This is a genomic window from Streptomyces sp. CA-243310 (assembly GCF_050936775.1).
Lineage (GTDB): Bacteria > Actinomycetota > Actinomycetes > Streptomycetales > Streptomycetaceae > Streptomyces.
Genome location: NZ_JBNJMF010000001.1, coordinates 159,811 through 181,651 on the forward strand (window position 1 = coordinate 159,811; position 21,841 = coordinate 181,651).

Genomic DNA, 21,841 nt, shown 5'->3' on the forward strand with positions numbered 1-21,841 from the left:
CTCCTTAGAAGAGCTCGAAGTCTTTGAGTACGGCCCCAGCATACGTACCGGTGTTCTCGGAGGCCTGGACGAGGACGTAACGCAGGGTCTTTGCCTTGATGGCGTCCTCGATCTCCTTGATGTACTTGGCTTCGCCCGGTGATTCCAGAACGCGATCCTTCATGTCGGCCACGATGGTGCGGACATAATCGATGCTTCCTTGCTTCACCATGAACGTGCCGCCGCTGGGATGGCCATTGCTTTGGCGCCATTCCAAGGTCCCGTTGGGGCTCTTGGCCTCGACGATGATGAGGTTGCCGTCTTTGCCACGCCAGAGCTGGTCGAACCTCTTCGAACCGTTCGCCGTCTCCGGCAGGTCGGTCAGCTCGTGAGCTCCTTCGAACTCCACCTGCCGGAGAATGTGTTGGCGGGCCGCCTCCTCGCCGAGGGCCTCACCCAGCTTGCTGTTGTTCGCGGCGCCCTCGCCGATGACGTTGAAGTTCTCCTGCGCGTGGGCCAACTCGTAGGCGTTGGCGAAGCTCGGGTCCTCCGCGAAGGCCTTCTCCCACTTGGTCAGCTCCATGCCTGCGAAGCGCCTGGCCGCGATCTTGTCCAGGTGCGGGAGGTCGTTGGGCTCGACCGTGGATCGGCCCCTTTCCATGGTGTCGAGGTGGAATCCGCCCGGGTGCGCGTGGGGAATCGAGGACGCGGCAATCCAGCTGCCGTCCGGCTGCTTGTTCAGAATCGGCAGGAGCTGGCCATCGACCAGTTCGCTCGCACTGTTCCGGTAACCGGGCCCGAACTTGTCGTAGTGCTCGGCTCGCCAGATGGGGTCCTCGTTGACCAGCCGGACGTGTTCGCGGGTGATCGCCATGCTTTCAGCGGGCGTCCGCTCCTTCGCCGGCACCTCACGGGCGGCCTCGTACTCCGCTCGGTGGGCCGCACGGGTCGCCTCGTCAAGGGGTGCCGAGGGTGAAGGGCCGTGGGGTTCGGCGCCACCCGTACCGCCGGGGCCGTCCGGATGACCACCGCCCGAGCCGGGGCCGTCGGGGTGGCCGACCGGCGAGAGGTCGCCCGGGTGAGAGCCGCCCGCAGACGGGCCGTCGGGGTGCGAGCCGCCCGGAGGCGGGCCGTCCGGGTGCGAGCCGCCCGAACCGGGGCCGTCCGGGTGCGAACCGCCCGCAGACGGGCCGTCGGGTCGGCCGACCGGGGACAGATCGCCCGGTCGGGGGCCACCCCGGGGCGTGTGGTCCAGGTCGTTGCGCGGCATGCCGTCCGGGGCGTGGCCGCCCGGGGTGGTGTGGTCGCCCGCGCGGCCCGTGGGGGTGTTGTCGAAGCCGTGGGGGCCGCCGTGGGCGCCGTTGTCCACCGCGTGGACCGGTTCGGAGATGTCGCTGCCGAGGCGGATGACGTCGTCGCCGCCCCGGGCGCCGACTCCCGCGAGGACCGGGGTCTCCTGGCGGACCGGGACCTCCGTACGGGGGGTGTTCGCGCCCGTGTCGATCTTCGGGGACGGCTCCGGCCTGGCCTCGCCGGCCTTCTGGTAGAGGCTGCCGTCCTCCTTGTAGAGGTTGCCCGCCTCGTCGGCGTACTTCGCCGGGCCGTCGAAGGGCCACTTCACGGTGCCCGGGGGCAGGGAGGTGGTGCCTTCGGGGAGTCTGATGGTGTCGTCGGAGACCTTGATGGCCCCCTCGGGTATCGGGGTATCCTTGGGCAGCTGAATCGTTCCGTCAGGCAGTTCCAGAGAGCCCTCGGGCAGGCTGAACGCACCCTCGTCGATCTTGGGAAGCTCGATCTTGCCCATGCCCTTGAGACCGGCCATGACGTCGCCGATCTTCGAGATGCCGGCACCGGCACCCTTGAACACGTACGTCATCGGATCGATCGCGCGACCGGCCTTGCCGGCCAACGAGATCGCCTTCGCCGCGAGGCCCGCCTTGCCCGCACCCGCCGCCGCACCGCCGGCGCCGCCGGTGAACACCGTCGTCAACACGTTGAAGGTGACCGCGCCCGCCGCCCGCGAGGGGTTCGAACCCCACTGGTCCCACGCCAGAAGCGCCTTGCCCGTTTCCTTCATCGCCGTGCGCGAGTCACGGATCCACGGCGGCAGGTCCTTGTCGTCCGCCAGCCAGAACACCGTCGAGACGCCCGGGACCGAGGCGATCACCAGACCCGTCGCGAGTTTCCCGAGCCCCGTCCACGCCTGCCCCGCCGCGTCCCAGCCGTCGAAGCCGACGAGCGTGCCCAGACCCTTGATCGTGCCCCACACGCCGTCGACGATCAGGCCCTTGCCGAAGTCGTAGGCGTGCTCCCACACCTGCCACGCCGGGACCGACTCCTCCACCGCGTCGCCCCACGGGAGCGTCTTGGCATGCTTGAGGGCCTCGGCGTCATAGCCGTACATGCCCTCGCCGTTGGAGCCGTCGTTGACCTTCAGCGGCGTTCCGCACACCAACGCCACGATCTTGTCGTGCGCGTGCCGCTCCGCCGCCTGGAACTGGGTCCACACCTCGGCGATCTTGTTGCGGCGTTCGAGGTTCTCGTCGATGAGATCCCCGTCCTCGATCCAGTCCTCGTCCTGGGAGACCTTGGACTTGAACGACGCCGCCTCGGTCTTCAGTTCCTCCATCCTCTTCACCAGAGGACGGATCTCCTGCGCGTAGGTGCCCAGCGCTCCCGCGATGGTGCACATGTCGCCGCTGAACGACATCGTGATGTCGACGACCGGCTTCGTCACCGCGAACAACTGCTCGGCCTCGGGCGCCTGGTAGTACGCCGACATCCCGCCGAAGGTGGTGTGGACCGACGAGCCGGCATTGGCCAGGGCGCCGCCGTCCGCCGACAGGGCCTTGACCTTCTCGTCCAACACCGACAACTGACCCGTGAAGACGGGAACGTTGGCCGGATCGACCGGTGCGTTGCTCACTTGTGCCCTCCCGCGGCTTCCTTGAGCTGGTCGAGGCGCACGTTCTTCGCCGCGTCCTGGGCCTCCTTGGCCGCTTCCAGGTCGCCGTGGACGTACTCGTTCGTCGCCTTGGCCGCGCCCAGGACCGCGGCCTGAATGCGGTCGACCATGGACTTGAGGTCCGTCTGCCGCTTCTCCAGGTACTGGCTGAGCGCGGCACCCACCGGACCCGTGCTGCCGCGGTGCGACAGCGGCACCTGCCCCGTCGCCACCGGCCCCTGCATGGTGGGCGAGGGCAGCGTGGCCGCCGATCCCGGAATCGCCGTGCCGGCCGCGTACGCCGCCTCCGACATGTCCGACATCAGCTTGTTCAGCGCCTTCTCCAGATCACCCGCCCGCTCACCGGTGAGCTTGAGCTGACTCTGCACACCCTGCGGCTTGATGTCCCACGACGTCATGGCTCCCCCGAAGCTCCGACAACCCTGCTCAGCCGATGTTGTCGACCGCGGCCTTGGCCCGCGCCAGCGTCTGCTGCGCCGTCGCGTCGTTCTTCTCCAGCGTCGTCTTGAGCAGCCGGATGATGTTCTTCACCTCTTGCGAGGCGTTCTTCCACCGCAGTTCCTTGGCGTGGTAGTCGTCCGCCACGCCGTCCGCCGCGAAGTCCGACATCGCCGCGCTCACCTGCGCCTCGCGCGCCGCGATCACCTGCTCCAACTGGCCGATGACCACCTGGATGTTGCCCTGCGCCTCGGTCGAGGCACCCGTGTCGTAGGACCGACGGTCCGTGTCACCGGCCATCACACATCACACTCCCCGTGTGGTTGAAGGTTTCTGAAGAGGAAGGTCGCGCGGCGGGTCAGCGGCCGGAGAACCGGGCCGCGTCGAAGTTGCCCGCGCCCATCTGCGTGCGCGCGTTGTCGCCGTGCTCCTGGTCACCGGTCCCGAAGGCCTTCTCCATGCCGGACTGGCCTCCCAGGATGGCCGACAGCGAGGCGTTGAGTTCCTTCGTGATCCCGTCCGACCGCAACTTGAACGAGTCGAACGCGACCTTGCCCTGGCCGTTGAACTTGCCTTCCAGGGGCTGCGCCGCATTGATCAACTGCTGGATCAGCGTCCCCAGGTCAGTACTGGAGTTCCGCGACCCCGACATCAGGCTCGTCAGAACCTGCGTCCCCATGTCGAACTTCATTCCACTCCCCCGCACACTCGGATGATCGTAAGTATGTTCATTTCTATCAACTCACGTCGCTAGTGCAACCAGCAACCGAGTACCTGTGACAAAGACCTGACAAACCCGCGGCCCCATCACTCGCCCTTCAGGTGGCGCACCAGCCGCTCGAAGTCGGTCCACCCCGAAAGGTCCGAAGGATCCCCCGGGAACGGGTAGTACAGCGCCGGGCGGGCCTTCGGTCCCAGTGTGACCGGCTGCACCGACAACGGAGTGCGCCGTGCGCGGTCACCCGGCATCGCCCGGACCTCCTCGGAGCCCAGGACGAACGCCAACGGCACCCCGGGGCCCTCGAAGCGGGCCGGTACCGCCAGGTCACGGCGCGCTTTGCGGAGCTGTACGAGCATCGATCGCAGGGGGTGGCGGGTGGCGAGGGTCTCCGCGAGCCTCGGCAGCGCCTCCAACGGCGGCTCCTCGTGCGCCCCGTAGCCGAACGCGAGCGTGACGTCCTCCTCCACGCCCGCCTTCGTGCGGGTCACCCGGACGCCGGCGACGCCCGGCCGCTCCGGGCTGCCGACGACCACGAACCAGCTCGGCTCGGGCGAGCGCGCGTGCGCGACGTCGGTCAACCGCGCCGGTGACCAGGGCAGGTTGGCGGGCTCGGCGGTCGACCAGCCGGCCGGTGCCTCGCCGGTGAGCTCGCGCCAGACCGTCTCCAGGGCGCCGCCGAGCACCAGCCGGTCGTCGGCCGGATGGACCGTCCTGAAGGAGACCGTCAGTTGGCGTTCACCGCCGTCCGTGAACTCCCGGAAGGAGGCCGCCACCGGGGTGCGCGGATCGTCTTCGGTCGCGTCCGGTTGGACGACCGTCGCGAACATGCCCTCCTGCCAGCGCAACACGGCGCCCGAGCGGCCGTCGTAGTAGCCGTCCCGTTCGTCCTGCACCACCCAGCGCGAGGGCCGGCCGGGCAGGGCGTCGCGCACGGCCGGGGTGAGGGTGCTGCCCGCCGGGCTGACGATCTGGAGCCCGCGCTCCGAGGCGGCGGCGGCCCGGAAGGCGTCCGCGAGCCAGGCCGTCATCGCGACCACGGGCCGGTCCATGATGACGACGGCGACCTTGTCGGTCAGGACGTCCACGGCGGGTTGTGCGGCTGCCGGCGCGGGGGCGACGTCCACGCCCTCGGCCGGGACCACGGCCACCGACAGCGCGACCTCCGGCGGCCAGGCCGTGCCCCCGGTCAGTGCGGCGACCCGGGCCGCGAAGGTGCCCGCGAGCCGCTCGGCCTCCGCGACACCGGTGGTGGCGCGCGCTTCGGTCCACCAGAACGGCACCGGCGGCTCCACGGCTCCGAACAGCCGCGCGGCCTCGCCGGGGACCTGGACGAGCATCGGCGCCTCGACGGCCACCAGCGGCCGGCCCCGCGGGTCGCAGAGCTGTACGACGGCGCCCTCGCCGGTGGTGTCCACCAGCTTGTCCGGGCCGCCGGAGAGCAGCCCCGCGAGCACGCTCCAGGCGTCCGGCATCCGCGGGGTGAGTGCTATGACGTCCTTGGTCATGGGGTCGTACGGTCCTTAGGGTCTGGCGGTTCCGTCACTCGGGCGTGTACACGGTCTGGATCAGGCGGTGGGTCTGTCCCCGTCGGACGAGCACACCGCGTCCGGCGGGCTGCTGCGAGGCGTACACACCGGGGAAGAGCTGCCCCTCGCTGCGGTCGCCCGCCATCACCACGGCCGAGGCCCCCGACTCGCGCAGGCCCTGCACCAGCGGCTCGTACATGCCGCGCGAGGCGCCGGCGACGCGGCGGGTCAGGACGAAGTGCAGGCCGATGTCGGCCGCCGACGGGATGTACGGCAGGAACGGGGCGAGCGGCGACTGTCCGGCGGTGGTGAGCACGTCGTAGTCGTCGACGAGGACCACGATCCGCGGGCCGCCGCCCCAACTGCCGGGTTCCAGGTCGTCCAGGGCGGCGCTGTCGTCGGGCATCCGCCGCTCCAGCTCGGTGGCGATGCCCGCGGCCAGTCCCGCGCACATCTTGGCGTTGTACGCGTAGCCCCCGTTGAACTCCTCGGGGATCGCCCCGCGCAGGGCGCGGCGCGGGTCCATGACGGCGAAGACCAGCTCCTGTTCGCCGTACCGCTCGATGAGTCCGGCCGCGATGGTCTTCAGCAGGTTCGTCTTGCCGCATTCGCTGTCGCCCATGACCAGCAGGTGCTGGTCGTGCGCGAAGAGGTCCAGCAGGACGGGCGCAAGCGCGCTCTGGTCGAGGCCGATCGGCACCCGGCGGGGTTCGGCGGCGGGTCCCGGCAGCAGGTGCGGCTCCAGGACGTGCGGCAGCACCCTCACCGGCTGGGCGGCCTCTCCGCTCCAGGTGGCGCGCACCTGGCGGGCCGTGCGCTCCAGCACCGCGCCCAGCTCCGCCTGGTCCGCGAGGCCGTCCGTGCGGGGCAGCGCGACCTGAGCGAACAGTTTGCCGTCGGTGAGGACCCGGCCGGGCTCGTCGGGCGAGAGGGTCTCGGCGAGCTTGCGTTCGATGCTGGACTCGCCGGGGTCGTTGAGGCGCAGCTCGACGCGGGTGCCGAAGTTCGACTGGGTGGCGATGCGGACGTCGTTCCAGCGGAGCATGCCGGCGACGACGTGGATGCCGTAGCCGCCGCCGCGCTTGAGGATGTCCACGACGGCGTCGTCGAGTTCCTCGAAGTCGTCGCGCAGCGCGCCGAATCCGTCGATGACGAGCACGATCTCCGCGGAGGCCAGTCGCGGCAGCCGGCCCGCCGCGTGCAGGGTCCGCAACTGCTCGACGGAGTCGATGCCGTGCTCGCGGAAGAGGTCCTCGCGGATGGCGAGCATGTTCCGTACCTCTTCGACGGTACGGGCCGCGCGCTCGCGGTCGGCGCGTCCGGCGATCCCGCCGACGTGCGGCAGACCGGACAGGGCCTGGAGGCCGCCGCCGACCAGGTCGAGGCCGTACACGCCGACCTCGCGCGGGGTGTGGGTCAGCGCGAGGGAGAGGACGAGGGTGCGCAGCAGCGTGGTCTTGCCGGACTGCGGTCCGCCGATGACGGCGGCGTGGCCGCCCGCGACGGTCAGGTCGAGGTACCACTCGCCCTGCCACTGCTTCGTCGGATCGTCGAGCAGGCCGAGCGGCACGGCGAGTCGGCCTCGCCGCTTGGCGAGTTGCATGCCGCGCGGGCCGGCGTCCAGCGGGCCGGCGACCGTGTCCAGTGTGATCGCGGTGGGCAGCGGCGGCAGCCAGATGCGGCGCACGGGGGCGGCGGCGTGCTCCAGTTGTCCGACGATGACGCCCATCTCGGTGGGGCCCGTCTCGCGGCGCCGGGCGGAGGGTTCCTGCGTCCCCTGGTTCTCCAGGTCGGCGAGGGTGTTGAACGCCTCGTACTCCAGGGCGAGGGGGCCGGTGTCCTCCTCCTCGGCCCGTCGGACGGGTCCGCGGTAGCCGCCGGACACGTAGCTCGCCTTGAAGCGCTCGTAGTGGCTGGTGTCGACCTTGAGGTAGCCGAAGCCGGGCAGTGGGGGGAGGTGGAAGGCGTCGGTGGTGTCCAGGACCGTGCGGGACTCGTCGGCGGAGAAGGTGCGCAGGCCGAGCCGGTAGGAGAGGTAGGTGTCCAGGCCCCTGAGCTTGCCGCCCTCGATGCGCTGGCTGGACAGCAGCAGGTGTACGCCGATGGAGCGGCCGATCCGGCCGATGGACAGGAAGAGGTCGATGAAGTCGGGCTTGGCCGTGAGCAGTTCGCCGAACTCGTCGATGACGACGAACAGGTGCGGCAGCGGTTCCAGGTCGGGTCGCCGGTCGGCGCGCAGCGCGGCGTAGTCGCCGATGTCGGCGACGTTGCCGGCTTCCTTGAGGACCTGTTGGCGGCGTTTGACCTCGCCCGCGAGGGAGGCGTGGACGCGCTCGACGAGACCGGCCTGGTTCTCCAGGTTGGTGATGACACCGGCGACGTGCGGCAGGTCCGCGAACGGGGCGAAGGTCGCGCCGCCCTTGTAGTCGACGAGGACGAGCGCGAGGTCCTCCGGCGGGTGCGTGGCGACCAGGGCGAGCACGAGGGTGCGCAGCAGTTCGGACTTGCCGGAGCCGGTGGCGCCGACGCACAGCCCGTGCGGGCCCATGCCCAGTTCGGAGGACTCCTTCAGGTCGAGCAGGACCGGCTCGCGGGAGTCGCTGACGCCGATGGGCACGCGCAGGAAGGCGCGCTCGCCGCGCGGCGCCCACAGCCGGTCGAGGTCGAGGCGGGCCACGTCGTCGATGCCGAGCAGGTCGGCGAAGTCGACGGGTCCGGACAGCGGGGCGTCGATCAGGGACTCGGCGGACAGCCTCAGCGGGGCGAGCATCCGGGCGAGGCCCTCGGCGAAGGGGATGCCGACCTCGTCCACGGTGCCGTGGGCGCTGATCGGTTCCTCCTCGCGCAGGTCCTCGATGAGGACCCGGTCCTCGTCGACGGTGATCCGTACGCCGACGTGGCCGGGTTCCTGGATCCGCTGTTCGAGCAGGTGCAGGACGGTGACGCCCATCTCGCGCAGGCCGACGGCCTCGTCCGGGCGCGGCAGCTCGACGGCGTCCTCACCGTGTCCGTCGGCGACGACGAGCAGCCGGGAGTTCATCGACAGGGCGTCCTTGCCGGACAGGCCGCGACGGACCTCGGCGGCGTAGGAGGCGCGGCGGCGCAGTTCGGGGCCGAGCCGGCGGGCGAGCCGCGCCGTCGAGGGCGCGATCCGGCGGGCGGCGACGGGGCCGTCGAACTGCTCGGTGTCGAGCAGGTGCGGCATCCACTTGGCCCATTCCCAGTCGTCGAGCCGGTCGCCGGGCACGGCCAGGGCGATGGCGACGTCGTCGGGTGCGTGGGCCGCGGCGGTCTGCACCATCAGGGCGCGGGCGACGCGCAGGCAGTCCTCGCGGGGACCGATGACGGTGACGTTGCCGACGCGGTCGAGGGGGACGGTGAGGGGGAGCTCGGTGCCGTTGCGGAACCGGGTGGTCAGGGCCGAGGCCTCGTTGAGCATGAAGAGGTCGGGCGGGGTGAGGACGGTGGAGCCCTGCTCCGCGATGCGAAGGTCGCGGACGGGCATCTCGCCGGTCCCGACGCGCACCCGCAGGAAGTCGGCGTCGACGCGGCGGCGCTCCCACAGCCGGGCCGGGTCGCGCACGATGTCGTAGAGCGCGTGGGGCGGCGGGTTGAGCACGTCGGCGCGTTCGCCGCGCTCGCGTTCCTCGGTGGCGAGTTCCTCGCGGAGGTCCTCCAGGTAGGCGAGGTACGCCTCGCGCTGGGTGCGTCGGGTGCGTTGGGCCTTGCCGCGTTGGGAGAAGACGAGTCCGACGGAACCGATGATGGTGACGACGAGGATGAGTGCGCCGAGGGCGGCGAACTGGCTGTTGCGGACGACCGTCATCATCACGACGGACGACATGACGCCGGCCACGGGCAGCAGCGACATCGCGATGTTGCCCGCCTTGCCCTCGGGCAGGTTGGGCGGTGCCTCTATGACGCGCGCGTCGGAGGCGGCCGGCGGCCTGACCGTCCGGGCCGGGCGGTGGATCAGTCGGGTGCTCATCTTCGTCGTCCGTCGTCGTCCGTCAGTGGCGCTTCTGGGAAAGCTGGAACGCGTCCGCAGCGATGCGGGTGGCGGCCGTCCTGGTCGCCTGGGCGAGCAGGTCGGTGCGGATCGCGCCGCCGTCCGCGAGGTGGCGGTCGTACGGCAGGACGTGGACGCTCGTGCCGGTGGACCGGAGCGTGCGCACGGCCTCGTCGGTGTCGATGCCCGAGTGCGGGGCCTGCTCGGTGAGGACCACGACGGTGCCGCCGATCACGTGCGGGGGCAGGCCCTGCATCCACTGGAGCACCGCGTGCGTGCTGGCGACGCCGTCGAGGGTCGCGGGGGTGGTGAGGACGCAGGCCTGGGAGGCGGTCAGTGCGACGCGGGCCACTTCCGCGGGGAGCGTCTCGCAGTCGACGACCGTGACGCCGAAGTAGCGGCGCAGGGCGACCATGGCGCGTTCGTAGGAGCGGAAGTCCAGCATGGCGCCGATCTGGCCCTGGCTGCCGGGCAGCAGCCAGGCGTTGTCGCGGAGCTGGACGAGGTAGCCGGTGATGTCGAGGAGCGACATCTGGGGTTGGACGATGTCGGCGACGTCCCCGGTGGTCCAGCGCAGTGATTCGGCGCCGAGCCGGATGGGCAGCGAGCCGAGGGCGGGGTCGGCCTCGACGAAGAGGACGGGGTCCTGGCGGTAGTGGGCGTACGTGGTGCCCAGCAGGGCCGCGACGGTGGACTTGCCGGCGCCGCCGCGAATGGAGGTGACGGCGATCTGGCGGCCGGTGGTCACCGGCTGCTGGAGCGATTCGGCGATGCGGGAGACCTCGGCGACCTCCCGCGCCACGGATGAGGAAACGGTTCGCCAGATCGCTCGGGCGACCCGGGCCCCGAAGGGTTCGCCGTTGCGCGGCTTGCGGCTCGCCGAGGCGAGGCTCGGATCGACCGCGGGGCGCGAGTCGGGGGTACGGCTCGCACGGGCGGGGGCCGCGTGCGCGGGGCCGTGGGCCGGGGCGTGGCCCTGCGGCTGCGGGACGGCGGGCACCCGGGGGCCGGCGTCGGGGTGTGGACCGGCGAACGGCGGGGCCTGCGGGGCGGCGTGCGGGGTCGGGTGCGGGACCGGGGCCTGCGGGTCGCCGGGCCGCGCGGAATCCCGCCCCGGTCCGGGGGGCGCGGGCGGCGGGGTGGCACCCTGCCCGGCGGGCCCGGCCCCGCCCTGCGGGGCGGGCTGCCGGCCGCCGCCCCTCAGGTCCCGCAGGACGTCGCCCTGCCAGTTGTCTGCCTGTGACATGTCTGCCCCTGCCCTCTTCTTCCGACCTGCCGCCCCGCGCGGAGCACCTGCGCGTGGACCTCAGAACTTGTCGAGCAACTGCCCGTAGATGCCGAACACCCCGACGGCCAGCGGGAACAACCCCACCACCCCGACGGACTCGACGAAGTCGGCCGTGCGCCGCAGCCGCACCTGCACGTGGTCCGGCGGCTGCATCGCGAGCCCGAGCAGCGGCAGCAACGCGGCCGCGCACAGCACGGCGAGGGCTCCCGCGCCGCCGCCGTGACCGATCCACAGCATCACGAGGCGTACGAGGAGGAACCCCGCCGCCGCGATCAGCGCCACGACCTCCGCGACCAGCGGGAAGGCCCGCGCCCTCGACAGGAGCACCACGGCGACGAGCGACGGCAGGACCACCGTCCACACGCTCGGTTCGCCGGCCAGCGTCAGCAACCACCCGGCCGCCGCCGCGGAGACGGCCGCCGCGATCGTGGCGAGGGCCAGGCCCCGGTGCGTGGCGGCGAGCGCGTTGCCCACCTGGTGCCGGCTCACGGAGGTTCCGCCGGAGCGCCGGTCGTCGAGCGCCGTCAGCCCCGAGGCCATCAGCGCGAGGCGCGGCAGCAGGCCGAGCACGACGACGGAGAACACGGCCATGACCGCGCCGAGTCGGGCCGCGTCGTCCTGGACGGAGGCGACCACCTCCCACACGGCGGTGATCGTGGCGATGGCGGCCGCGCCCATGAATCCGCCGCGACCGAGCGGGGAGAACCAGCCGAGCATGACGAGGGTCAGGACGAGCGCGGCGGCGACGGCGGCCAGTCGGGCGGTGCCCGGCCACTGGTAGGCGTCGGCGGCCGTCCACGCCGTGAGGATGCCGAGTCCTCCGGAGGCGAGCAGGAGTGCCGTGGCCAGGCCCCGGTTTCCGTTCCCGACGCGTGCGCCGAGGGCGCCGGCGGCGAGCAGGAGGACGCTGACCACGAGCAGCGCGCCGGCCAGGGCGTCGAGTGCGAACTCGCGGCGGGCGAGCAGTGCGGCGGTCACCGCGAAGGCGACGGTCGCCACTCCCGCGCTGCCCCTGCGGGCGGCGGGGCGCCAGCGCCAGGCCTGGAGGTCGAGGTCGTCGGCCACCAGGTCGACGACGTCGTGGACGACGGGGGCGGGCGGCGCGGAGTGGGTCCTGACCAGCCGCAGGACCGCGCCGTCGGCTATGCCGGCGCCGGCCAGGGTGCTGTCCTGCGGCAGCGCCGAACCGTCCGACGTCACCAGTTGGCGTGTCATGGGGCGCGAGGCGGCACGATCGTCGAGCAACTGGAGGATGTCCGGGAGCAGCTGCCCTATCGGGGTGTCCGAGGGAAGGACCATGTCGGCCCGGCGTCGCTCGCCGACCAGGGTCACGCGGGACAGTTGCGCTCGGGAAGTCGTTGCTGTGCTCACCACTTGCGGGAACCTATCATCGCGGCGTTGCGGCCCTTCAGGGTCAAGGTTTCTACGAATGGGTCGGCTTGGGCGACTTCGTCGCCGACGGCGACGCGTGGGTCTTGGCGGGACGGGGGGTCTTCGACGGGGTCGCCGACCCGGCCGGGGTCACGGACTTCGAGGGCTTCGGGGACCGCGACCCGGACGCGGGCGCGGTGACATGCCCGGTGGCGTGCCCGGACACGGCCTTGGAGGCCGCCCTCGACGGGGCCGGAGCCTCCTTCGAGGGGGCCGGCGTCACCGACGGCTGCGCGTACGGCTGCACGAGGCCCTGCTGTCGCTGCCTCTGTTGTTCCTGTTCGGCCTTCTGCTTCGCCAGCGTGGCCTGGATGAAGGACCATCCGACGCATCCCGCGCACAGGACGGCCGCGATGGCGACCCCCGCGAACACCTTCCCGAGCCGTTCGTCGGCGGTGCGTCGCGCCCGGCCCGCCCCGAACAGCAGCGCGTCGCGCATCCGGCGACGGCGTACCGCCACCGACTCCAGCAGTTGGCTGTCGTAGTCCCGTGCCATGCGTCGTCCGTCGCCTCCCCCGGTGTTTTGCCTGTGCAACATAGAACATCCGTCGGGTTCGGGTACATCCCGGGGGCGCCGCGCGGGCATCGCCCGGGTCACGGCGGGGACAGGCGGGCGACCAGTTCGGCCAGCTCCACACAGGCGTGCTCGATCTTGCGGCGGACGTTCTGCTGCTCGGTGACCAGGGCCGACAGGAGGAGGGCCGTCAGGGCGGCCGAGCCGTTGAGGGCCATCAGGTTGGCCATGATCTCGAAGAGGCTGTGGTCCCCGAAGGGGCCCGCCCGTTCGGTGGCCGCCGCGATGGCCAGGACGGAGATCAGCAGCGAGCAGGGCGCCGCACCCGGCAGCTGGAAGCGCACGGCGGCCCAGATCAGCAGCGGGAAGACCAGGAAGAGCAGCGAGAGCGGGCTGCGGGTGACCAGCAGGGTGGCCACCACCGCCGTGACCGCCAGTGCCGCCCCCTCGGCGAGCCGGTAGGGGTCGGAGGTCAGTCGGAACCGGGGCAGGACCAGCAGCAGCGGGGTCACGACCAACACGCCCATCGCGTCTCCGGCCCACCAGGACCACCAGACCGGCCAGAACCCGCTCGCCGGCAGGCGGCCGCTCAGGGCCAGCACCCCGGTGCCGATCGTGGCACTGATCAGCATCGGCAGCAGCCCGCCGAGGAAGACCAGCGCCAGGCCGTCCCGCAACCGGTCCATCTCGGTCCGGAAGCCGACCCGGCGGAGCATCGCGTACGCGCACAGCGGCGCGAGGGTGTTCCCCGCGACGATGGCGAGGCCGACCGGCTCGAACGGGCTCAGGGTCTGCATGACGCAGAACGTCCCCAGCGCGATCCCCGGCCAGATCCGGGGACCCAGCCACAGCAGCGCGGCGACCGCGATCCCGGTGGGCAGCCACAGGGGTGTGACCTGGGCCCCCGCGAGGACCACGCGCTGGAGCAGGCCGATGCGTCCGCCCAGGTAATAGGCGAGGGCGACGGCGAGGATCGACAGCAGCAGGTACGGGAAGCCTCGGCGTTGCCATCGCTCGGTGTGCACCCCATGTATGAGACAACGGCCGGCGGCTCGCGGGGGCGCCTGACACGCGCTACCCGGCCCCCGGTGGTGCGTCGTGGCGCAGGACGAGGACCGCCGCGTCGTCGGCGTGGCCGGTCGAGTCGGCCACTTTCATCACCTCGGCGGCCAACTCCTCGGGGTCCGCGCCCGCCCCGTCCCGCACCACCCGGACCACCTCCGCCAGGCCCGTCTCGATGGGGAACGAGGGACCCTCGACGACCCCGTCGGTGAGCAGGACGTAGGCGCCCGGCCGGTGCAGCCGCCGTCGGGTGACGGGGTACTCGGAGCCGGCGAGGACGCCCAGCGGGAGGCCGCCCTCGTCCTCGTCCGTCCCGCAGTCGCCGTCGACCGTGGCCCAGACCGCCGGGACGTGCCCGGCGCGGGCGCCGTCGATCTCCCAGGTGCTCGGGTCGAAGCGGAGGAAGGTGCAGGTGGCGAAGAGTTCCTGGTTGACGGAGATCAGCAGGTCATTGGCCCGGCTGAGCACGTCGCCGGGGTCCTCGGCGGCTGCGGCGACGGCCCGCAGGGCGATGCGGATCTGTCCCATGAAGGCCGCCGCCTCCACGTCGTGGCCCTGTACGTCGCCGATGGAGAAGCCGAGCGAGCCGTCGGTCAGCGGGAAGCCGTCGTACCAGTCGCCGCCGATGTCCAGGCCCTGTCGGGCGGGCGCGTACCGGGCGGCGGTCCGCAGCCCGGGGGCGTCGGGCAGCGAGGGCGGCAGCATCTCGCGTTGCAGCGCCTCGGCCAGCTGGACCCGGGCGCGCTGCAGCTCGGCGCCTTCCCGGGCCTGGGCGGTGAGCCGTCCCAGGGTGGCCAGGAGGTCGTCGGCGCTCGCCTGCCGAGGGGCACGACGCGGGGCCATGGGCGTCTGGACCTCTCTCCGTGGGACGACGTGGGACGACCGAGCGGTACGCCCATCGTATTTGCGCGTCCCGATCCCCGCCCGGGGACGCCGTGCGGTTGCCGCCGGGCCCGGGAGCGGGTATCCGCGCCGCCCGCGGCGGGCGGGGGCGGCGCTACGCGGCGGCGACGGCCGGCGCGAGGGCGACCGCCAGGGCCTCCCGCGACGGGTTGCCCGTGAAGGTGACCCCGCCCGGGAACCGCAGGTGGGGGATGCCGGGCAGGGCCTCGGCGCGCACCGCTGCCAGTGCCGCCCGGACGGCGTCGGCTCCCTCGTCGCTCCAGGTGACCCCCGCGTCGGCGGCGAGGCGGCGCAGGACGGCGGGATCGGCGATGTTCAGGCCGTCGGTGTGGTGGGCCCGGAAGAGCCGCTCGACGGCGGCCTCGGCCCGGCCCTGCGCGGCGGCGACCGCGATCAGGCGGTGTGCCTCGAAGGTGTGGGAGAAGACGGCTCCCTCGTGGTGGAGCTCCAGACCCTCGGCGGCGGCCAGTGCCGTGATCCGGGCCATCGCCGGGCCGACGTCGGCGCCGAACGCCCGCCGCAGCACCTCCACCTTCGGTTCGCCTTCGACGGTGGCCTCGGGCGCCAACTGGTGGGGGCGGAAGACCAGATCGACGGTGCCGCCGGCGGCGCGTGCCCGGGCGGCCTCGCGGGTGAGGCGGGCGAAGGCGAAGTACGACCAGACGCAGGGGATGTCGAGGGTGAATTCGATCTTCATCGGGGGCCTCCGCGTACGGTGGGTGGTCGAGCTGACGGCTCGACGGTAGGAGCACCGGGACGGCCCGGGCATCTGTCGGGTGACGGGGATCCGAGGGGGACGTCCGATGCTGCTGGGCCGGAGTGCGGAACGGGCCGCGATCGAAGGGCTGCTGGCCGGGGCGCGCGACGGCCACAGCGGAGTGCTCGTGGTGCGGGGCGAGGCCGGCATCGGGAAGACGGCGCTGCTGGACGGCGTGCTCGCCGAGGCGGGCGACGAGGTACGGGTGTTGCGCGGGACGGGCATCGAGTTCGAGAGCGCCCTGCCGTACGCGGGACTGCACCTGCTGCTGCGGTCCGTGCTCGACCGGGTGGACGCGCTGCCGGGCGCACAGGCCGCCGCGCTGCGGACGGCCCTGGGCACCGGGGAGGCCGCTCCGGGCGGCGGCGACCGGTTCCTGGTCGGGCTGGCGGTACTGACGCTGCTGGCCGAACTGGCCGAGGAGGAACCACTGTTCTGCCTCGTGGACGATGCCCAGTGGCTGGACCAGGCGTCCACCGAGGCCCTGGTGTTCGCCGCCCGGAGGCTGCACGCCGAACGGATCGCCCTCGTGTTCTGCGCGCGGGACCCGCACACGCCCGAGTTCCGGCCCGCCGGGCTCGACGAGCTGCGGCTGCGGCGCCTCGACGGGTCCACCGCCGCCGACCTGTTGGCCCTGTACGCCGCCGACCTCGGGCACCACGAGCGGCAGGACGTCCTGCGCGAGGCCGAGGGCAACCCGCTCGCACTGCTGGAGCTGACCACGGCGCGGCGCGAGGGCCACGGATCCCCGTACGAGGGGCCGCGGGGCCGGATCGAGCAGAGCTTCGCCACCCGCATCGCCGCGCTGCCCGAGCCGACCGGAACGCTGCTGCTGGTGGCGGCCGCGGCCGACGAGCACGACTCCGGGACGGTCTTCGAGGCCGCCGGCAACCTGGGCGCGGGAATCGCCGACCTGGAGCCCGCCGAACAGCACGGCCTGGTGCGGCTCGACGGAACCCGGCTGGTCTTCCGCCACCCGCTGATCCGGTCGGCGGCGTACCGGGCCGTCCCCGCGGCCCGCCGGCTCGCCGCGCACCGCGCCCTGGCGGAGGCCGGCGAGGGCCACCGGGCGGCCTGGCACCTGGCCGCGGCGGCGACGGCCCCCGACGAGGACGTCGCCGCGGCCCTGGAGCGCGGCGGCGAACAGGTCCGCGCCCGGGGCGGGCACGCCGCGCTGGCCGGGGTGTACGAGCGGGCCGCGGAGCTGAGCCCGGATCCCGCCGAGCGCGGGCGCCGGCTCGGCGCGGCGGCCCAGGCCGCCCTGCACGCGGGCCAGTTGGACCGGGCGTGCGCACTCGCGGCGACCGCCCGCGTCGCACCGGGCGGTGCGGCGGCGAACGCCCGGCTCGCGTCGATCGTCGCGGAGATCGCCGACGAGCGGGGCGACCTGGCGCGGGCGCACACCCTGCTGGTGGAGGCGGCGCCGGCGGTGGCCGCCGAGGATCCGCGGGTCGCGGGTCGGATGCTGTTCCTCGCCGTGGGCAGCGCGTGGGTCGGCGGGGACCCGGAGGGCGTGGCGCGGGCGACCGAGTCGGCGACGCTGGCCGGCGTGCCGAACCTGGCGGAGATCCGGGCGCTGGCCCGGCTGTCGTCGCCGGACGCGCGGGAGCGGACGGACGCGCTGCGGTTCCTGCGCGACTCCTCGGCCCCTCCCCCGGGGCGGATCGGGGACCTGCGGGAGGCGTTGCGTTCCGCGTGCTGGCCGGGGTTCCTGGGCGATCACCGGGCGGCCTTCGAGCGGGCCTCCGCCGTCGAGCGGGAGTGCCGGGCGCAGGGCGCGATCGGGGTGCTGCCGCGCGCCCTGCTGGAGGTGTGCCAGGCCCAACTGCGGCTCGGGCTGCACCGGGACGCACTGGCCGGCGGTACGGAGGGGCTGCGGATCGCCGCCGACACGGGGCAGGCCCGGACGGCCGCGCAGCTCGCGGGAACACTCGCCGGCCTGGCTGCGGCGCGGGGCGACGAGACCTGGTACCGGGAGCTGGCGGGCATCGCCGGGACCGTCGATCTGCCCGACGTGCGGCACCGGTTGGCGTCGGCGGGCATCCTGCTCGATCTGGGGCTCGGCCGGCACGAGGCGGCCGCGGACCGGGCCGCCGCGGCGCCCGCCGGCGCTGCGTGCACGTGTTGCGGCCGGGACGGCGACGAGGTGGAGGCGGCCCTGCGGGCGGGTCGGCCGCGCGCGGCCGTTGCGGCGTGGGAGCGGCTGCGGGACCTGTCCCGGCAGCTGGACCGGCCCGCGATCCGTGCGGTGGAGGTACGGTGCGAGGCCCTGTTGGCCGAGGACGCCGAGGAGTTGTTCCTGAGTGCCCTGGCCCTGCACGGCGAAGGGGACACGGACCGCTTCGAGGAGGCCCGGACGGCTCTGCTGTACGGGGAGTGGCTGCGCCGGGAGCGGCGCCCGGTCGACTCCCGGGGGCCGCTGCGGGCGGCCCGGGAGGCCTTCGCGCGGCTGGGCGCTGCCCCCTGGGAGCGGCGTGCCGCCGGCGAGCTGCGCGCGGCGGGCGAGGGCCGGTCGGAGCAGCCCGCCGCCGGGTCCGACCTGGATCGTCTGACGCCCCAGGAGTTGCAGGTGGTGCGGCTCGCGGCGACCGGTCTGACCAACCGGGACATCGGGGCGCAGTTGTTCCTCAGTCCACGAACGGTCGGGTACCACTTGTACAACGCGTACCCGAAGTTGGGCGTGACCTCGCGGATGGAGCTGACCCGGCTGGACCCGGCGGCCTGAAAAGGCCCGGCGGGAAGCGGGTCCGGTGCGCGGGAGCCCGTCTCCGCCGGCGCGGGACCGGACCCCGTCACGATCCCGGTCGTCGGAACCCGGTCACTCGACAGAGGACCCGCCGCCCCGCCCGCTCGTAGGTTCGGGGCATGGAAAACAACCTGCGTCTCGCCCTCGTCGTCGGCTCCACCCGCGAAGGCCGCTTCGGCCCCACCGTCGCGGACTGGTTCGCCCCGATCGCCCGCCGGCACGCCGACTTCGACCTGGACGTCATCGACGTCGCCGCGCTGGAGCTGCCCGACGTCCATCCCGACTGGGGCACCGAGCCCACGCCCGGGCTGACCGCGCTGCGGGCCCGGGTCGAGGCGGCCGACGCCTACGTCGTCCTCACCCCCGAGTACAACCACAGCTACCCCGCCCACCTGAAGCACTTCATCGACCTGCACCACTCCGAGTGGCGGGCCAAGCCCGTGGGCTTCGTGTCGTACGGCGGTCAGGCCGGCGGGCTGCGCGCCGTCGAGCACCTGCGGCAGATCTTCGCCGAACTGCACTGCGTGACCGTCCGCGACGTCGTCAGCTTCCACTCGGCCTGGGACCACTTCGGCGAGGACGGTCGGGCCGACGACCCGGCGGGCGCCGCCGGCGCGGCCAAGGTCCTGCTCGACCAGCTCGCCTGGTGGGGGCAGACCCTGCGCGAGGGCCGCGCGGCCCGCCCGTACGGCAACTGACCCCGGGGAAACCGGGCCCGACGGTCGATCGGCTCGTCGGGCGTCACCGCCTGCGACGGCGCCCGCCGGCCGCGGATCACCGGCGGAACGGAAGGAACCACCGATGACCACCACCGAACCGGCCGCCCTCCGGCGGTCCGTGACTCCCGTCCCCTCCCCGCTCGCCATCGTCATGGTGGTGGTTCTCGGGTCGTTCATGACGGTGCTCGACACCACCATCCTCGGCGTGGCCCTGGGGGGTCTCTCGCGCCACTTCGCGTCCCCGCTCGCCACCGTGCAGTGGACGGCGACCGCCTACACCCTCGCGCTCGCCACCGTCATCCCGCTCACCGCCTGGGCGGCGGCCCGCTTCGGCACGAAGCGGCTCTACGTCACCTCCATCGTCCTGTTCACGGCCGGTTCGGCCCTCGCCGGGCTCGCCTGGGACATCGAGACCCTGATCGCGTTCCGGGTCCTGCAGGGCCTCGGCGGCGGCATGGTGATGCCGCTCGGGATGGCCATCGTGCTGAACGCCGCCCCACCCGAACGCAAGGGCCGGATGATGGGCCTCCTCGGCCTTCCCGTGCTGGTGGGGCCGCTGGTCGGACCGGTGCTCGGCGGGTGGCTCGTGGACGAGGCCTCCTGGCGGTGGATCTTCTTCGTCAACGTTCCGGTCGGGCTCCTCGCGGTGGCCCTGGCCGCGCGGATCCTGCCCCGGGACACCGCCCGCGCGTCCCGCCCGCTCGACGTGGTCGGTCTGTTGACGCTCTCCCCGGGCCTCGCCGCGCTGATCTACGGCCTGGCCACGGGCGGCGAGCACGGTGACTTCGCCTCGCCCGCCGCGCTCGTGCCCACCGTCGTCGGCGCGGTGCTGGTGGCGGCCTTCGTCGTACGGGCGCTCACGGCCCGTTCGCCGCTGCTGGACCTGCGGCTCCTGCGGGTACGGGCCTTCTCCGCCGGGGTGGGCACGATGGCGCTGTTCGCGGGGGCCTACTTCGGGGCGCTGATGCTGGTGCCCATGTACTACCAGCTCGTACGCGGCGAAAGCGCCACGGTGTCGGGGCTGTTGGGCATTCCGCAGGTGCTGGCGACCGGAATCGCCCTGCAGATCGCGAGCCGACTCACCGATCGGGTGCCGGCGGGGCGGATCGTGCCGGTCGGGGTGTCGCTGGCGGTGCTCGGCTACGCGGCCTTCACCGCCCAGATCGGCGACGCCGGGGTCCCGTACTGGCGGCTCATGGCCGCGCTGACGGTGGCCGGCGCGGGGGTCGGGATGACGATGATGCCGACCGTCACCGGCGCGACCCGCGGGTTCGGCCCCGACCGGGTGCCGGCCGCGAGCACCCTGATCAACATCAACTCGCAGATCTCCGGGTCGATCGGCATGGCGCTGTTCTCGGTCCTGCTGACCACGGCCGCGGCCGGCGGCGGCGGACTGGCCGTCGCCCGCGGCACGTCGGCCCCCGCGCTCGCCGGCGCCTTCCAGGACACCTACCTGTGGGTGGTCGTCGCGCTGGCCGCCGCCCTGGTACCGGCGCTCCTGCAACCCCGCGCCCACGAGTGACCGCACGTCGGTCACCGGAAACGGGCCCCGTGTCCGGGGCGCGCCGGATCGACCGGCGGGCCCCGGACGCGGGGTTCTCGACCGCGCGGGCCGCCCGGTTCGAGGACCGGTTCGGAGCCCGGTTCGAAGGCGGTCGGCCTCACGTCAGGGCGTCTGCGCCGCGAGGAAGGCCCGCTGGTCGTCGAGGAGCCGCGGGGGGAAGAGCCGCCTCGGGGCGAACAGCGCCGTCAACGGCAGCCGCCACGAGGACCGTTCGACGGCGGTGCGGACAAGGGAGTGGGTGGCCCCCGGGTAGCGGCGGACCGTGAGGGTGCCCGGGGCGAGCGACTCCCGGTACACGGTCTCGGTCTCGGCGCCGTCGACGTTGAGGTCGTCGGCGCCCGAGATCAGCAGCACGGGCACGTGTGGCATCGCCCGCAGGTCGGCGGTCGCGTCGGCCGTGTGGTTGCGCCCGATGAACGTCCAGCGCTCGTCGGACAGTTGCGGATCCGCGTCGAAGCTCGCGCGGTACTCCTCGTAGGTCGCGCCGCGCCGCAGCAGCGCGCCGACCGTCTCCCTGCGGCGCAGGGCGTCCGCGACGCGCTCCGGGCCGGCCCCCTCGTCGCGCAGTTCCGCGCGCAGGTTGTACTCCCCCTGGCGCTCCCAGTTCACGGCGGTGCCGACGGCCATCACGAAGCGGACGCCGGGTGCCGGGGCCCGTGCGGCCACCTTGGGCAGGACCCAGCCGGCCTGGCTGGCGCCCCAGAGCCCGATCCGGGACCGGTCGATCTCGGGCCGCCGGCCGGCCCAGGCGAGGGCGTCGAGGCTCTCGCGGGCCCGGTCGTCCATGGTCTGGTCGAGCCAGTCGGTGGGCTTGTCGAGGGAGAGGGAGGCGTAGCCGGCGCGCGCGAAGGCCTCCCAGTAGGGCCGGTAGAAGCCGTCGTGCGTGGCGTCGACCTCGCCGTCGCCGTGCACGAACACGACCAGGGGGAAGGGCCCCTGGCCGGTCGTGGGGGTGGCGAGCACCCCGGACAGCTCGTGTCCCGCGGCGGGGACGGTGACCCGTTGTTCGCGGAGGTCGTAGTCGTTCTGCCAGACGACGACCCCGGTGAGGAGGAGCGCGCCGGCGAGGACGAGGAGGAGGAGATCGCGGAGGGTGCGTCGTGTGGTGCGTCGCGTGCGGGACATGCAGGTACCCCCGTGTGAGGTCCGCGTCGATCGGAGCAGGAACGCGGGACCGATGAAACTATCGACTTTGGAACGATCGTACTTACTGTGAACG

Annotated in this window: 16 protein-coding genes; 3 read left to right on the forward strand and 13 right to left on the reverse strand. The window is 73.1% G+C overall.

The features are described 5' to 3' along the window. Positions 1 to 4: 4 nt before the first annotated feature. The 12 genes from ACQEVM_RS00785 to ACQEVM_RS00840 form a co-directional block, all read right to left on the reverse strand. Entirely contained in the window at positions 5 to 2,905 is a 2,901-nt protein-coding gene (locus tag ACQEVM_RS00785; RefSeq protein WP_433073431.1) for a hypothetical protein, read from the reverse strand. Continuing rightward, positions 2,902 to 3,342: a DUF6507 family protein gene (locus tag ACQEVM_RS00790; protein WP_433073434.1), complete on the reverse strand. Its 441-nt coding sequence runs from the start codon at positions 3,340 to 3,342 to the stop codon at positions 2,902 to 2,904. The genes ACQEVM_RS00785 and ACQEVM_RS00790 overlap by 4 nt, the downstream gene beginning before the upstream one ends. A 28-nt stretch (positions 3,343 to 3,370) precedes the next feature. Beyond that, complete coding sequence (locus ACQEVM_RS00795) at positions 3,371 to 3,682, reverse strand: pore-forming ESAT-6 family protein (protein ID WP_267797349.1); 312 nt, start codon at positions 3,680 to 3,682, stop codon at positions 3,371 to 3,373. Between the two features lie 58 nt (positions 3,683 to 3,740). Next, positions 3,741 to 4,073, reverse strand: a complete 333-nt coding sequence (locus tag ACQEVM_RS00800; protein ID WP_267797350.1) for a hypothetical protein — start codon at positions 4,071 to 4,073, stop codon at positions 3,741 to 3,743. A 116-nt stretch (positions 4,074 to 4,189) separates the two neighbouring features. Then, positions 4,190 to 5,608, reverse strand: coding sequence for a DUF6177 family protein (locus ACQEVM_RS00805; protein WP_433073438.1), 1,419 nt, complete (start codon positions 5,606 to 5,608; stop codon positions 4,190 to 4,192). A 34-nt stretch (positions 5,609 to 5,642) separates the two neighbouring features. Beyond that, positions 5,643 to 9,617: a type VII secretion protein EccCa gene (gene eccCa, locus ACQEVM_RS00810; protein ID WP_433073441.1), complete on the reverse strand. Its 3,975-nt coding sequence runs from the start codon at positions 9,615 to 9,617 to the stop codon at positions 5,643 to 5,645. A gap of 22 nt (positions 9,618 to 9,639) precedes the next feature. Next, entirely contained in the window at positions 9,640 to 10,884 is a 1,245-nt protein-coding gene (locus tag ACQEVM_RS00815) for a MinD/ParA family protein (protein ID WP_433073444.1), read from the reverse strand. A gap of 60 nt (positions 10,885 to 10,944) precedes the next feature. Continuing rightward, positions 10,945 to 12,300 (reverse strand): type VII secretion integral membrane protein EccD, encoded by a 1,356-nt coding sequence (eccD, locus tag ACQEVM_RS00820; protein ID WP_433073447.1) that lies wholly within the window; start codon positions 12,298 to 12,300, stop codon positions 10,945 to 10,947. A gap of 49 nt (positions 12,301 to 12,349) precedes the next feature. Then, positions 12,350 to 12,853 carry a hypothetical protein gene (locus ACQEVM_RS00825; RefSeq protein WP_433073450.1) on the reverse strand — a complete coding sequence of 168 codons (504 nt, stop codon included), beginning with the start codon at positions 12,851 to 12,853 and terminating at the stop codon, positions 12,350 to 12,352. Between the two features lie 98 nt (positions 12,854 to 12,951). Beyond that, positions 12,952 to 13,896, reverse strand: coding sequence for an MASE1 domain-containing protein (locus ACQEVM_RS00830; protein ID WP_433073453.1), 945 nt, complete (start codon positions 13,894 to 13,896; stop codon positions 12,952 to 12,954). Between the two features lie 49 nt (positions 13,897 to 13,945). Further along, positions 13,946 to 14,776, reverse strand: coding sequence for a PP2C family protein-serine/threonine phosphatase (locus ACQEVM_RS00835; RefSeq protein WP_433073456.1), 831 nt, complete (start codon positions 14,774 to 14,776; stop codon positions 13,946 to 13,948). 154 nt (positions 14,777 to 14,930) lie between these two features. Beyond that, on the reverse strand, positions 14,931 to 15,533 hold the full coding sequence (locus ACQEVM_RS00840; RefSeq protein ID WP_433073459.1) for a DsbA family protein: 603 nt from the start codon (positions 15,531 to 15,533) through the stop codon (positions 14,931 to 14,933). A 106-nt stretch (positions 15,534 to 15,639) separates the two neighbouring features. Here ACQEVM_RS00840 and ACQEVM_RS00845 point away from each other — a divergent pair, with 106 nt between their 5' ends. The 3 genes from ACQEVM_RS00845 to ACQEVM_RS00855 all read left to right on the forward strand — a co-directional run bounded on the left by ACQEVM_RS00845 (position 15,640) and on the right by ACQEVM_RS00855 (position 20,580). Further along, positions 15,640 to 18,318, forward strand: a complete 2,679-nt coding sequence (locus ACQEVM_RS00845; RefSeq protein ID WP_433073462.1) for a helix-turn-helix transcriptional regulator — start codon at positions 15,640 to 15,642, stop codon at positions 18,316 to 18,318. Positions 18,319 to 18,458: 140 nt separating this feature from the next. After that, complete coding sequence (locus ACQEVM_RS00850) at positions 18,459 to 19,037, forward strand: NADPH-dependent FMN reductase (protein ID WP_433073465.1); 579 nt, start codon at positions 18,459 to 18,461, stop codon at positions 19,035 to 19,037. Between the two features lie 103 nt (positions 19,038 to 19,140). Then, positions 19,141 to 20,580, forward strand: a complete 1,440-nt coding sequence (locus tag ACQEVM_RS00855; protein WP_433073468.1) for a DHA2 family efflux MFS transporter permease subunit — start codon at positions 19,141 to 19,143, stop codon at positions 20,578 to 20,580. Positions 20,581 to 20,724: 144 nt separating this feature from the next. Here ACQEVM_RS00855 and ACQEVM_RS00860 read toward each other — a convergent pair whose 3' ends face one another. Beyond that, positions 20,725 to 21,747, reverse strand: coding sequence for an alpha/beta hydrolase family protein (locus tag ACQEVM_RS00860; RefSeq protein ID WP_433073471.1), 1,023 nt, complete (start codon positions 21,745 to 21,747; stop codon positions 20,725 to 20,727). Between the last annotated feature and the right edge of the window lie 94 nt (positions 21,748 to 21,841).